The 11880-nt window shown below is 40.3% G+C and carries 15 protein-coding genes; 9 read left to right on the top strand and 6 right to left on the bottom strand.

Annotated elements, in window-relative coordinates; genetic code table 11:
• Positions 1-248: 248 nt before the first annotated feature.
• The 3 genes from AC2JBO_RS37140 (at position 249) to AC2JBO_RS37130 (ending at position 1825) form a co-directional block, all read left to right on the top strand.
• On the top strand, positions 249-521 hold the full coding sequence (locus tag AC2JBO_RS37140) for a BrnT family toxin (RefSeq protein ID WP_496958649.1): 273 nt from the start codon (positions 249-251) through the stop codon (positions 519-521).
• The gene (locus AC2JBO_RS37135; protein ID WP_496958648.1) at positions 469-861 is read left to right on the top strand and encodes a helix-turn-helix domain-containing protein; all 393 of its coding nucleotides are present in this window, start codon (positions 469-471) and stop codon (positions 859-861) included. The genes AC2JBO_RS37140 and AC2JBO_RS37135 overlap by 53 nt, the downstream gene beginning before the upstream one ends.
• A 526-nt stretch (positions 862-1387) precedes the next feature.
• Positions 1388-1825 (top strand): nuclease A inhibitor family protein, encoded by a 438-nt coding sequence (locus AC2JBO_RS37130; protein ID WP_496958647.1) that lies wholly within the window; start codon positions 1388-1390, stop codon positions 1823-1825.
• A gap of 47 nt (positions 1826-1872) precedes the next feature.
• Here AC2JBO_RS37130 and AC2JBO_RS37125 read toward each other — a convergent pair whose 3' ends face one another.
• On the bottom strand, positions 1873-2706 hold the full coding sequence (locus AC2JBO_RS37125) for a DNA/RNA non-specific endonuclease (RefSeq protein WP_496958646.1): 834 nt from the start codon (positions 2704-2706) through the stop codon (positions 1873-1875).
• 310 nt (positions 2707-3016) lie between these two features.
• Here AC2JBO_RS37125 and AC2JBO_RS37120 point away from each other — a divergent pair, with 310 nt between their 5' ends.
• The gene (locus tag AC2JBO_RS37120) at positions 3017-3772 is read left to right on the top strand and encodes a ferritin-like domain-containing protein (RefSeq protein WP_496958645.1); all 756 of its coding nucleotides are present in this window, start codon (positions 3017-3019) and stop codon (positions 3770-3772) included.
• 90 nt (positions 3773-3862) lie between these two features.
• Here the strand turns inward: AC2JBO_RS37120 and AC2JBO_RS37115 are convergent, their stop codons facing one another.
• Positions 3863-3997 (bottom strand): hypothetical protein, encoded by a 135-nt coding sequence (locus tag AC2JBO_RS37115; RefSeq protein ID WP_496958644.1) that lies wholly within the window; start codon positions 3995-3997, stop codon positions 3863-3865.
• Between the two features lie 352 nt (positions 3998-4349).
• Here AC2JBO_RS37115 and AC2JBO_RS37110 point away from each other — a divergent pair, with 352 nt between their 5' ends.
• From AC2JBO_RS37110 to trxA, 3 genes are all read left to right on the top strand, one after another.
• Complete coding sequence (locus tag AC2JBO_RS37110; RefSeq protein ID WP_496958643.1) at positions 4350-4763, top strand: acyl-CoA thioesterase; 414 nt, start codon at positions 4350-4352, stop codon at positions 4761-4763.
• 26 nt (positions 4764-4789) lie between these two features.
• Complete coding sequence (locus AC2JBO_RS37105) at positions 4790-5464, top strand: glycoside hydrolase family protein (RefSeq protein WP_496958642.1); 675 nt, start codon at positions 4790-4792, stop codon at positions 5462-5464.
• Between the two features lie 152 nt (positions 5465-5616).
• Positions 5617-5934, top strand: a complete 318-nt coding sequence (gene trxA / locus AC2JBO_RS37100) for a thioredoxin (RefSeq protein WP_496958641.1) — start codon at positions 5617-5619, stop codon at positions 5932-5934.
• Positions 5935-6044: 110 nt separating this feature from the next.
• Here trxA and prmA read toward each other — a convergent pair whose 3' ends face one another.
• Positions 6045-6965 (bottom strand): 50S ribosomal protein L11 methyltransferase, encoded by a 921-nt coding sequence (gene prmA, locus AC2JBO_RS37095; RefSeq protein ID WP_496958640.1) that lies wholly within the window; start codon positions 6963-6965, stop codon positions 6045-6047.
• A gap of 169 nt (positions 6966-7134) precedes the next feature.
• A complete protein-coding gene (serA, locus tag AC2JBO_RS37090; RefSeq protein WP_496958639.1) occupies positions 7135-8715 on the bottom strand; it encodes a phosphoglycerate dehydrogenase in 1581 nt (526 codons plus the stop codon).
• A 510-nt stretch (positions 8716-9225) separates the two neighbouring features.
• On the opposite strand from serA, the gene AC2JBO_RS37085 reads away from it, so the two are divergent.
• Complete coding sequence (locus AC2JBO_RS37085; protein ID WP_496958638.1) at positions 9226-9486, top strand: AbrB/MazE/SpoVT family DNA-binding domain-containing protein; 261 nt, start codon at positions 9226-9228, stop codon at positions 9484-9486.
• Entirely contained in the window at positions 9480-9803 is a 324-nt protein-coding gene (locus AC2JBO_RS37080) for a type II toxin-antitoxin system PemK/MazF family toxin (protein ID WP_496958637.1), read from the top strand. The genes AC2JBO_RS37085 and AC2JBO_RS37080 overlap by 7 nt, the downstream gene beginning before the upstream one ends.
• Before the next feature lie 42 nt (positions 9804-9845).
• Here the strand turns inward: AC2JBO_RS37080 and panB are convergent, their stop codons facing one another.
• Both panB and AC2JBO_RS37070 read right to left on the bottom strand, forming a co-directional pair.
• Positions 9846-10619 carry a 3-methyl-2-oxobutanoate hydroxymethyltransferase gene (panB, locus tag AC2JBO_RS37075; protein ID WP_496958636.1) on the bottom strand — a complete coding sequence of 258 codons (774 nt, stop codon included), beginning with the start codon at positions 10617-10619 and terminating at the stop codon, positions 9846-9848.
• Positions 10620-10776: 157 nt separating this feature from the next.
• Entirely contained in the window at positions 10777-11871 is a 1095-nt protein-coding gene (locus AC2JBO_RS37070) for a ligand-binding sensor domain-containing protein (RefSeq protein WP_496958650.1), read from the bottom strand.
• Between the last annotated feature and the right edge of the window lie 9 nt (positions 11872-11880).

Here is an 11880-nt window from a genome sequence, read left to right as displayed (position 1 = left end):
TGTCTAACCTTACTATCTTCCCAAGCCTTCAGCCGTCTCGAAGCATGGATGAACCCAGTTAAAAGAAAATAAGTATATATACTCGTTGTAAGCACTTTAGTGCTTAAAAAGTAGTAGCATACATATTTACCATAGAGACACAGAGAAAGAAGTTTCTTAAGTTTACCCCAAGGCGCCAATCATAAATACACATGACGTTAAGTGCTGGCGCCGCCTATTATAAGTTCAACCTATAATTTGACCAAAATGTGAACCAATGGTTCACAAAATCATACTCTGTAAAATGGGAACCAATGGTTCCCATTTTGAAGTGGTTTACAAACAGTTATGAGAAACTGGACGACAGAGGAGCTTATGGTGAGGAAAGGTTTATCCGTATTGGCGTAGCGGGCAGCAAGCTTTTAATGGTCGTATATACGGAACGAGGAGAGAAAATCAGGATTATATCAGCACGTGAGGTAACAAAAAATGAACGAAACGATTATTACAGCGAGAATGCACAAGGATGGGACGGTGGTTGAGGTGTTAGCTGACGGTAGCGAAAAACCATTTCCCAAACAGCCTGTGGGTTCTATGACTGAAGAAGAAATTTACGCTGCGGCTCTTAGCGACCCTGACGCACAACCACTTACCGATACAGATTTAAAGCGTATGCGGCGGATATCCCGTGTCAAAATTATTCGCCGTGCGTTGCAGTTGACACAGGAAGAATTTGCAGCACGTTACCATATTCCGCTTGGCACGTTGCGGGACTGGGAGCAAGGACGCAGTGAGCCAGACCAGACAGCGCAGGCTTACCTCAAGGTTATTGCTTCAAATCCTGAAGCTATTTATCAGGCATTGCAGTTCACGCCCCATTAACAGCATAGGATGTTGAGTATAGTGACAGTCGAGATATTTATAACCATAATTATTTATTCAAAAATACTTATTTGTATTATAAAACCGCCATAAAAATGCTGGAGCAAGGTTTGCGGCATTTAAATTATCACGCTTAGTTTCAGGATTTTGTACTTTGAACAAAAAGTCATGCTCAAAACATAAGTTAAATTAATATATATTAGAATGGATATTTTTGGATATAATGCATATTCATGAGAAAATGTGACTTGGAGTGCTGCCGCCTATTATAATTTAAACTTATAATTTGAGCAAAATGTGAACCATTGGTTCACAAACTAAAAACGGTTTACAAGTTCACTTTTAAAAGCAGTGAAGATACTTAAGATGCTTCGTTTTTCAGCATGACATAAGTGTATAATTATAGCTACGCATTACAAAGAAGTATGGTTTCCAAAGTCGTGTTTTTAAGATTCGTGATTACAAAAATGCGCGCGCATTCATCCAGAGGCATGTAATATAAAGATGTTCCTACTTGAAAGCGGATGTGTCAGATAACAAAGTGAAAGCAAACGGCACCCCAAGCAATGACCAGTTGCTTAATAAACTTAAACAAGCTTCGGACGGCCTGCTATTTATGAGTGAGTCTGAATACCCTTTTGAAGTATTTCTCTGGCAGTTAAAAGAAAAACAACAAGTTAACGCTGAGTTTGTTCTCTCCAAATTAAACAAACCATCTGATACTAAAGTTGAGTTTGTAAACTTAGACTCTTTTTTTGATGTCGCAACTACTGAGGAAGATTGGCATTCTATCGAAGATAAGAAAGTAGTAAAAAACTACCAAGAATTAGTTAAAGTAATAAAAGAAAACCTTAGTAATGTCAAGGTTGCTAGATTAGGTGACATTGAAATAGATGTTTATATCGTTGGTGAGGCGCCATCTGGTAATTTGGCTGGGCTTTCCACTAAAGTTATTGAAACTTAATTGTAACTCTTGTGGAACAGGCATCCCTGCCTGTCCCCAAACTACTATTATCTTCTTTGTTTAACTCCAGAAACTACTCCTCTATCAACTCTTGTCTCTATTTCTTTTTGAACTGATTTATTCGCATTTGCAATAAAATCAAAACCCGTCTTTTTCTCTAATTGCTCAACAGTAGTTAAATATTGTGTCCAGCTACTTTCTTTATTACCGTTTGCGTTAGGAGTATCTACCGCAATTACTCTAGTAGATTCATTTATCCCACTTACTCCTTTTCCTGGTTCGGTGACAACAATTATTTTAAATACTCTTTCTGGTACTGCGACCTTTCCTTGAGCTATTGTCTCTTTCTGACCATAATTACCTGATATTACATATAATTCTTTTCCTTCATTGGCTAATTTTCTACCATAATTTTCTAATTCTGCCCAGTAACCCTGATTATTATCCGGCGCCTGGGGGATAATATTGGTCATCAAAAAAGTTGCGGCATTGTCTTCTGGATTATCACTACGGTCTGCCGATGGTGTCATATGTCCTTTATCATAACCACTACGGGTGTAATCACTTGGTGTAACACGATACCATCCTTCGGGTAAGGTATCATCAGGTCGAAATTTGTTTGACCTCGGCGCCTCACCCAACCAAGATTTATTTAACTCCCAACTTACCCAATTTGGTATACCTTTGTTACGGTTGTAAGAAAGTGCATACTGTTTCTTGATAATTAAATAATTATTCGGGTCAGATGTACTCGCATTACTTGGATTACCTAACGTCAAGTGTACACTTACAGGCTTTTTTGGTAAAAGTAGCGCACATCCTGTAACAAAAACAAGTAATATTACGATAACGGTAATCACAAACCCTTTTGTTTTGAACATAATCTATAGTGAAAATATTTTCAATTAAATAAATTTTGACAATAATAAAATACCCCGAATCATACGCTCTTGATTCGGGGTAATAGCATTGTTGCGTAAATTCAGAGAGCAGATGCACACAACTGTGATTTTTGGATTAGAGTCTGTTGCAAAACGTTAAGGAATCTTGAGAATTATCAAGTCTCAATAGTTACCTACTGTAAACTCAGTACTGCACGTTTTTCAACCTAATTAGTGCTTTTGTTCATTAAAAAAATTAACGGTTACTATAATAAAGGTGACTGTTATACAATAAACGTGCGTTTTACACATGAATTTCCTCACATATCTCATGCATTTAGCAGGGTCGGGTGCTGTTGCTTATTACTCGGCGCTGCAAATTCGCGATCTTAAAACTCGTCCTAATGTACTGGCAGGGTTTCAGCTTGCAGAGTCTGGGTCAGTACCATTTTTGACTAAGCTGTCAGAACGCGCTGCTGAAGAGGGCGATACATGGCTATCTGAAAAATTAGCAAAACATGCTGCCGACGAAACTCGGCACGGTCAGATTTTTGCTCATGCTCTCAAGCAACTCAACAAACAAGTAATCGATTTTAAGAACCAACCGAAAAGTACAGATTCAACCGAGAAGAAGCCATCTCAAGAACAGCGCAGTCCTTTCTTCGGCGCCTTCTTTACAGGATATTCCCAAGAACAACTCAAACCAGAAGTTATAGACTGGGATGTGTTTATGGCTAGCACATACATTCTGGAACTTGATGCCAGTAGAGACTTCGCACGCATGGCGAAAGTTTTACCTGAAACAGATACAGCGTCTCGCAACCTGAAACTAGGTATGTTGAATATTGCTCAGGACGAAACTGGACATGCTGCATATCTTTATGAAGCCATGACTCGGAGAATGTCAGCTACTCAAGTACAGAAATTAGTTAGTGAGTGGAGACAGCGCAAAACTAATGCGATGTTAGCTTTCGCAGGCAATATCTTACAGGGTAAAGGTGAAAGCCGTTCCCTCGTTCAAGATGGGGCGCCTGTCGAAACTAAATCAGAATTGGTTGCCGCATAATAAGTGCTGAGTAAAAAGTGCGCTCGTGCTGAGTATAGTTAGGAGTTAAAACTCAGAACTCAGCACTCAGAACTCAGCACTATGAGTACACTAATTAGAAAACGTCAAAATAACCGAAACTAAAACAATAAGTCCTCCAATCCACAAAGCTAAGGAACCCCAGCTTGCTGAGTCTTGCTGTAATGATTGACGTAGGTTGCCAACTAAGTTGTTACGGTTAGCCATAATATTCCCCTTACTTGTATTGTGATTAATTCGGATTTTATTCAAATTTAATCAAAATTTAATTCAAGTCAAAAATTCTGTAGGATTGTTGAATCTATGAATTTTTATTTCCAAATCAGACACTACTTGCGCGCGAGTAATGTTGAGGTGTTATACCAAGCAGATATAAATAAGATTCAAACAAAAGATTCAAACAGTATGACTGTGTAGTTTATTTCCTGATTTATTTTTGGATATTTTTGAACTATTTTTTGATTCGTACTTCTATCTTTCCACAACTCAAGTTAAATGTACGTAAATCCTCTTATTTTTGAAATCAATCTTAACTTCTTCTTAATATTACTTAATCAAAATGGAAAAGTTTCAAACGCTGTTACGTGTTCGTCACTATGAGATGGATGCTCTTGGGCATGTTAATAATGCTGTATATCAAAATTACCTTGAACAAGCAGCTATTGAGCATTCAGAGGCATTGGGATGTAACTTTGACGTTTATCAGGAACTAGGTGGTGTGTTTGTGATGCGACGTGTTGAAATTGATTACTTACGTCCAGCAGTTGCAAGCGATACATTAGAGATTACAACTTGGCTTGAAGAAATTCGTGGTACTCGCGCGCGTAGGCGTTATGAAATTCGTAAACAAAATCAAAATGATTTATTAGTAACTGCTGAGGCTTTGTGGGTGTGGGTTGAAACAAAGTCTATGCGTCCCCGTCCAATTCCAGATATATTATTAGATAAATTCTCATCTGGTTCACGTATTTGATGGTGGAAATGTTATATTTCCCATGTATGAATAAGTGTTGCTCTTACAAAATTAAAGCGGGTGATACGTTAAGCGCTATTGCACTGCGTGAGTTGGGAAGTGCTAACCGTTGGCGAGAAATTACGAATCAAAATGGGCGCTCATTTACAGAAGAAGAAGCGTATAAATTACAGATTGGTCAAATTGTTTATTTGCCAGCACAACTAGTTAGTAATACTAATCACGATTATAACTCTTTAGGAGGCACCTATAAAATTAGCGACCGTGGTTTAGATTTAATCATTCAACATGAAGGAGTATATTTAAATTTATACAACTGCCCTGCGAACCATGCAACGATTGGTGTCGGACACCTTGTGCATTACGGTCGAATAAATGGTAGTGAGCCGGAAGAGTTTAAGTGCGGAATTACACGACAACGGGCAATGGAAATTCTACGCGCGGATGTAAGCGGCGCCGAATTTGTGGTCAACAAGCTTGTAAAAGTACCCCTAACTCAAAATCAGTTCGATGCACTCGCCAGTTTTGTGTTTAATTTAGGTGAAACAAATTTTGCTAAATCTACATTACTATCCAAGTTAAACAGTTATGATTATGACGGTGTACCAAAAGAACTTTCTAGGTGGGTATATGCTAAGGGAAGAATACTTCCTGGCTTAGTCAAAAGACGTTCCTCTGAAGCTCAATTATTTCAAGAATAGTTAAGACACAATGCTAAAAACATTTACGAAAAATTACATTTAATTACAATGTCTTGATAAAAATTAAGATGAAGCGAAAAAAACTCAAGCCGAAATTCAGGCATTTGAACTAATATAAAAATCAAACCATTGCATAAACTCGTGTCTATCCTATGTCTACAAAAAAACAGTTTAATAGCTTTGAAGAAATGTTATCTAGTTCTGATGTACCTGTGCTTGTTGATTTTTATGCAGACTGGTGTGGTCCGTGTAAACTGATGAGCCAGATTTTGGAGCAAGTTAACGCTCAACTTCAAGGTCGGATGCGAGTTGCCAAAATTGACACCGAAAAGTACACACAACTGGCAACTCAATACCAAATTCAAGCTCTACCCACACTTATCCTGTTCAAACAAGGAAAACCCGTAGACAAAATCGAGGGTGTTCTACAACCACAAGATTTAGTACGTCGTCTCGAATCACTTCTTTAATTAGTAGGTTAGGCATCCCGCCTGACCTGTATCATAGTTGCCCTGTCTACTTAAAAATTAGAAAGTTCCAAAAATCCATTCATGTCCCTATACCGGAAAAATCTCAAATCTTAACACCGCCGCACGTTTAAACAGCACCACTCTTTGCGCTTCCATAGTGCAGCTACTATCCAACCATGCTTTTCTAAAACATCGGCGACGGCTTTTGATTGTTCAACAAGAATACCGCTGAAAATACCCCAAGTCGTAGGTTTAGTAATAGCAGTTATTTCTGGTATAAGCTTAATAATTACATCAGCTAATATATTGCAAACTATTCCATCAACAGGTTCTGAGAGTGTTTTGATTAAAGTTTCTACACTACCTTCAGCAGCGAACAAACGGTCTGCATTAATACCGTTAAGTTCGCGATTTTCATCGGTTGCTTTTACAGCCAATGGGTCTGTATCGACTCCATAAGCTTTAGAGGCGCCTAGCAGAATTGCACCAACACAAAGTATACCAGAGCCACACCCAATATCAGCAATTACCACGTGGTCACTTTTGATATTATCAGCGGTAAAAGAAGTGCCACAATCACTAAACCGCATTTCTAAAGCTTCTAAACAAAGCTGAGTAGTAGCATGATTACCCGTACCAAAAGCAACACCTGGGTCAAGTTTAATTACGAGTCGATCTGAATCGGTAGGTACAGCTAGCCATGCTGGGTTGATAAGAAACCTATCACCAATTTCTTGGGGATGCCAATACTGCTTCCAACTACTTGCCCAGTCTTGCTCATCAATTAAATGCCACTCCAAAAGGGGTGGAGGTAATTCTATACATAAAGCATCTTGACGCAGCAGTAATGATAATGCCGCTAAATCTAGCAAATGTACTTTCCGAAGCGGCAAATATGCCCGAACTAAGCTTGTGTCACCTTTTCGTTCGCTTGCTGTTCCACGACACCCAAAATCTTCTAGGCGCCAGAAAATAGAATCTTCAAGCTCAGGTTCACAGCTTATTTGTAGTTCCCACCAAGTGTTAGCCATATATAGAGTGCTGAGTGCTGAGTACTAAGTGCTGAGTGCTGAGTTTTGAGTGCTGAGTTCTGAGTAGTGATAGAAAATTTAGAATGAGCGAACTTTCTACTACTTTCTTTATTTACTCAGCACTCAGCACTCAGCACTTTCTACTACTTACTCAGCACTTTCTACTACTTTATAAAGTTACTGTATACGCATCGCGAATTCCAGGTACTTTGGTAATCTCAGTTAAGATACCGTCGGGTAGAGGGTCATCAAGACTGAGTGCCATCACTGCATCACCACGAACGATTTTGCGACCAACTTGCATACTGGCAATATTGACATTAAAGCTACCCAAAAGGGAACCAAGTTTGCCAATAATTCCTGGCATGTCGCGGTGGAGAGTAAACAGCATGTGCTGACTTGGGGGAACGTTTATTGGGAAACCATCCATGTCGGTAAGACGAATTTCACCATCACCTAATAAGGCGCCTGTGACAGAATGAGTACCCAAATTACCTGTTGCTTCAAGGTGAAGTGAGCCTGCATAATCACGAACAGCGGCATCACGAGTTTCAATTACCCGAATTCCACGTTCTTTGGCTTCAATACTGGCGTTAACATAATTAACTCTTTCGCGCAAGGCTTGATGCAATAATCCTTTGAGAGATGCAACTACCAAAGGTTGACTCTTATTTGTTGCAATTTCCCCTTGCAGTCGAATATTAAGTAATTCAACTCTTCCACCCGCTAGCTGTCCAACTAGTTTACCAAGTGTTTCCGCTAGCTGCATGTAGGGTCTGAGTTCTTCGAGTACATCAGGCCCCAACCCAGGTATGTTCACTGCTGACCGCGCGGGTAGTCCAAGCAATACGTCGCGTATTTGTTCGGCAACATCTATTGCTACGTTGACCTGCGCTTCTGTAGTGGAAGCACCTAAGTGAGGTGTCAAAATTATCTCTTTGCCTACTTCACGCAACGCTGACTCGGCTAACGGTTCCGACTCGAAAACGTCTAATGCGGCGCCTGCGATTTTGCCTTCAGATACTGCGGCTGCAAGTGCCACTTCGTCGATGATACCACCGCGCGCACAGTTAATAATCCGAGTCGTTGGCTTCATCTTCGCTAGCAATTCGGCGTTGATTAAGTGCGTAGTTTCGGGTGTTTTGGGTATATGAAGGGTGATATAATCCGCTTGCTGTGCTAGTACATCCATATCCACTAGTTGACAGCCAATTTGTTCCGCTCGTTCATTGGAGATGAATGGGTCATAAGCGAGTAGCTTCATACCCATTGCTCTAGCAACAGCAGCAACGTGGGAACCAATTTTGCCTAACCCGACAATACCCAAGGTTTTTTTATAAACTTCGGCGCCAACAAAAGTTTTGCGGTCCCATTCGCCACGTTTAACAGATGCGTTAGCATCAGGAATATGACGCGACAAAGAAAGCATCATTGCAAGTGCGTGTTCCGCAGCAGCAATCGTGTTGCCTTCGGGCGAATTAACGACTACAATACCTTGGCGCGTTGCTGCTGGGACATCGACATTATCCACACCAACACCCGCGCGACCGATGATTTTTAGACTTGTACCAGCTTCAATAATTTCTTTTGTAACACGGGTACCCGAACGAATCATCAGCGCGTCGTATTCACCGATGATGCTTACCAGTTCGTCTGGTTTTAATGTCGTTTTGACATCGACAGTCGCGACTTGAGATAGAATATCTATCCCAGCCTGGTCAATTGGATCGGAAACTAGAACCTTAGACATGATAGCTGAATTCGGTCATCTTGAGGTAATTCTGGGCAGGAATTTCCAGTTTAGACTTAAATGCTTCCACTTAAATCAAATTAAAGAGTTAAGCGAGTTAAGCGGATTGCACAAGCTACCCACTCGGACAATATAAACCATTGTCTGGGACAATCGCTTATATATTTATCAAAAATTTTTATTCCTATTTCTATCCAAAATCCTTACTGCGTTGCTAGCTGTAACAATTTATCTAAATACTTAAGTGTTTAATGATACATGATCATTAATCGGGTATCTTGCAACGGATATAAACGCGGATAATTTATTGCTTACAAACAAAATCTATTTGTTCAAGGACTTCCAATTAAAAAACAAAAACTTGATTGTGGGGTGGGCATCCTTGCCCGCGCTTGTCCTATCGCATTTGTGATGATCTCGTGCAGGTTTGTGTAAACTTTTGCGACGAGTTGACTAAGTTAGCTACAAGTAACTACAATGTAATTACAAGCTGAACTGAAAGTGCTAATTATGGACGCAGTAATCAGGACGCGGATTGTTAGAATTGGAAATTCACAGGGAATTCGCATTCCTAAGCTTTTATTAGAACAAAGTGGTATTGATACAGAGGTAGAAATAGAAGTACGTAAAGACCATTTGATTCTTCGTCGTGCATCGTGCGTGCGGGCTGGTTGGAACGAAGCCTTTGCTAAAATGGCAGAACTTAAAGATGACGTTTTGCTTGATGATGTTGATACTACTAGTTGGGATCAGGTTGAGTGGGAATGGTAGTGCAGCGTTTTGATGTATTCTTGATAAACCTCGATCCCACAGTTGGTAGTGAAATAAAAAAAACAAGACCGTGCGTAATAATTTCGCCAGATGAAATGAATTGTAATATTGCTACGGTTATTGTCGCTCCTATGACGACAAGAGGTCAATCGTATCCCACGCGGGTAGCTTGTAATTTTCAAGGAAAAGATGGGCAAATTGTACTTGATCAAATTCGTACTGTCGATAAGGCACGATTAGTTAAACATCTTGGTCAAATAAATATTGATGAGCAAAAGGCAGTTATCGATACTTTAGCTGAGATTTTTGCAGAGTAGTAGTTTATATGATATGCACAGGTTTATAGCCTGTGCTACTTTTTACGTGGGGAATTTACGTTCTTTGACTTCTGTGCTGTATTTTGCTATGGCGCCACTAATTATTTCCCGCAAATTAGTATAAACTTTGGCAAAGGGTGGTTGCTTTTCAGAGAGTCCTAATAAGTCTGAAGTTACTAGTACTTGACCATCACAATGTACACCAGCGCCGATTCCTATTGTAGGAATACTGAGTCTTTGTGTAATTTCTGATGCTAAGTTACGCGGTATGTGTTCTAACACTATTGAAAAGGCGCCAGCTTTTTCAAGAGCAATTGCTTCATTTAATATATATTGTGCAGAATCTTCGCTTTTACCTTGTTGCTTTAAACCAAGTTGGTGGACTGACTGTGGTGTTAAACCAACATGTGCCATAACAGGTATACCAGCTTGCACCAAACGTCCAACAGTTTCTAACATTGCTGGATACCCACCCTCCACTTTCACCGCTTGGGCGCCTGTTTCCTTCAACACTCGTCCTGCGGAATGTATGGCTTGTTGAATACTTTCTTGATAAGTTAAAAACGGTAAGTCTACCACCATTAACGCGCGCTTAACTCCACGACGTACAGCTTTGGCGTGGTAAATCATCTCATCTAATGTAATTGGTAGTGTTGTTTCATACCCAAGCATTACTGACATTGAATCACCAACCAATACAATATCCACATTAGCAGCATCAAGAAGTTGTGCCGTAATGTAATCCCAAGCCGTCAACGCCACTATTGTACGACCGAGCTGTTTCCACTGAATAATTTGCTGAATAGTAACAGGCATTTTTGTAGGGTGCGTGATGCTATTACAATTTTACAACGGAGCTAACTATCTGGTAGCGTCACGCACCTTACTTCGTTTCAAGATTGTAAATAGATTCGGTGCGTGACGCTATTAGATTTGCGCTTGAGTTTTACGATTGTAAATAGCGTCACACACCCTACTTTACTTCTCTACCGAAAGCTAAGTGTTCTTTTGCTTTTGGCATATTGGGCATTAACCAAGCTAAACCTTCGCTCGTTCCTATCCATAGCTTATTACCAGTATCAGGCGCCAGTGCCAAAACGCGACTTGATGGCAACCCTGCAACAGTATCTAATAACCTACCAGTATTTGGATTGAGCCGCATCAAACCGTTGTTAGTGCCAACCCAAACGCTACCGTCTTTTGCAAAACGTATTGATGTGACGTTTTTACCACGCAGGGGAGTTACGGAACGCATTACCATACCATTTTTGGGGTTGACTACTAAGAGATTATTTGGCATACCTGCCCATATTAACCCTTGTGGACTAACCGCTAAAGCTTGTACTGTTCCCCCAGGCAAATTATTTATTGTCTTTAAAATAAAAGCATTTTTTGTGTTGACTCGCACTAGTCCATCAAGCGTTCCTACCCAAAGTTGACCTTCCGCATCTAAAGTCATTGCATTTGCACTAACACCCGGTAGATTTTTGAGTGTAGTCATAATTAAACCTTGGTCTGGACTGACTAGCGCTAAACCGTTATCAGTTCCTGCCCATACATAACCGCGTTTATCTGTTAATAATGATAAAACCCGCTTGGAAGGTAAAAATAAGTTTTGAGCTGTAATTTCACTTGTACGTAAATCAACTCGCTTCAATCCTTCATACGTTCCTACCCATAGGCGCCCAACTTTATCCTGCGTTAAGGCGCCGATAGCAATGTTGGGCAAATTAACGCGCGCCAGTATTTTACCAGTGTTGGGGTCAATTCGCGACAAACCTCGCCACGAACCAACCCAAAGATTACCTGTAAAATCAGGCTGTAGTGCGTACACACGGTAGTCTACTTCATCTTTTCTTTCATCGGGTGATTTTTCTTCACCACGTGGAGGTGCCGAAGCTGGATAAGCCGGCGTTAACTCGGACGGATTAATCTGTAAAATTTCTTGAGCGACTGCGACATTCACCCAAGGTAGAGCTACTATCCCAAAAAGGACAGAAGTAATCAAAAAATACGCGCGGAAGCAAAACAATACCACTGTCAGTTTTCCTTTAGAGACACTCCCCATTGCCGTTTT

The organism is Calothrix sp. CBUCES-K 9914 (genome assembly GCF_059640475.1).
This window is presented reverse-complemented; position numbering and strand designations above follow the sequence as displayed.

What these genes read in the sequence shown, in the direction of transcription:
- serA (WP_496958639.1), bottom strand. Translation starts at nt 8,715, where the DNA reads ATGTCTAAGGTTCTAGTTTCCGATCCAATTGACCAGGCTGGGATAGAT.
- AC2JBO_RS37080 (WP_496958637.1), top strand. Translation starts at nt 9,480, where the DNA reads ATGGTAGTGCAGCGTTTTGATGTATTCTTGATAAACCTCGATCCCACA.
- AC2JBO_RS37070 (WP_496958650.1), bottom strand. Translation starts at nt 11,871, where the DNA reads ATGGGGAGTGTCTCTAAAGGAAAACTGACAGTGGTATTGTTTTGCTTC.
- AC2JBO_RS37110 (WP_496958643.1), top strand. Translation starts at nt 4,350, where the DNA reads ATGGAAAAGTTTCAAACGCTGTTACGTGTTCGTCACTATGAGATGGAT.
- AC2JBO_RS37105 (WP_496958642.1), top strand. Translation starts at nt 4,790, where the DNA reads ATGAATAAGTGTTGCTCTTACAAAATTAAAGCGGGTGATACGTTAAGC.
- AC2JBO_RS37120 (WP_496958645.1), top strand. Translation starts at nt 3,017, where the DNA reads ATGAATTTCCTCACATATCTCATGCATTTAGCAGGGTCGGGTGCTGTT.
- AC2JBO_RS37135 (WP_496958648.1), top strand. Translation starts at nt 469, where the DNA reads ATGAACGAAACGATTATTACAGCGAGAATGCACAAGGATGGGACGGTG.
- AC2JBO_RS37115 (WP_496958644.1), bottom strand. Translation starts at nt 3,997, where the DNA reads ATGGCTAACCGTAACAACTTAGTTGGCAACCTACGTCAATCATTACAG.
- trxA (WP_496958641.1), top strand. Translation starts at nt 5,617, where the DNA reads ATGTCTACAAAAAAACAGTTTAATAGCTTTGAAGAAATGTTATCTAGT.
- AC2JBO_RS37085 (WP_496958638.1), top strand. Translation starts at nt 9,226, where the DNA reads ATGGACGCAGTAATCAGGACGCGGATTGTTAGAATTGGAAATTCACAG.
- panB (WP_496958636.1), bottom strand. Translation starts at nt 10,619, where the DNA reads ATGCCTGTTACTATTCAGCAAATTATTCAGTGGAAACAGCTCGGTCGT.
- prmA (WP_496958640.1), bottom strand. Translation starts at nt 6,965, where the DNA reads ATGGCTAACACTTGGTGGGAACTACAAATAAGCTGTGAACCTGAGCTT.
- AC2JBO_RS37125 (WP_496958646.1), bottom strand. Translation starts at nt 2,706, where the DNA reads ATGTTCAAAACAAAAGGGTTTGTGATTACCGTTATCGTAATATTACTT.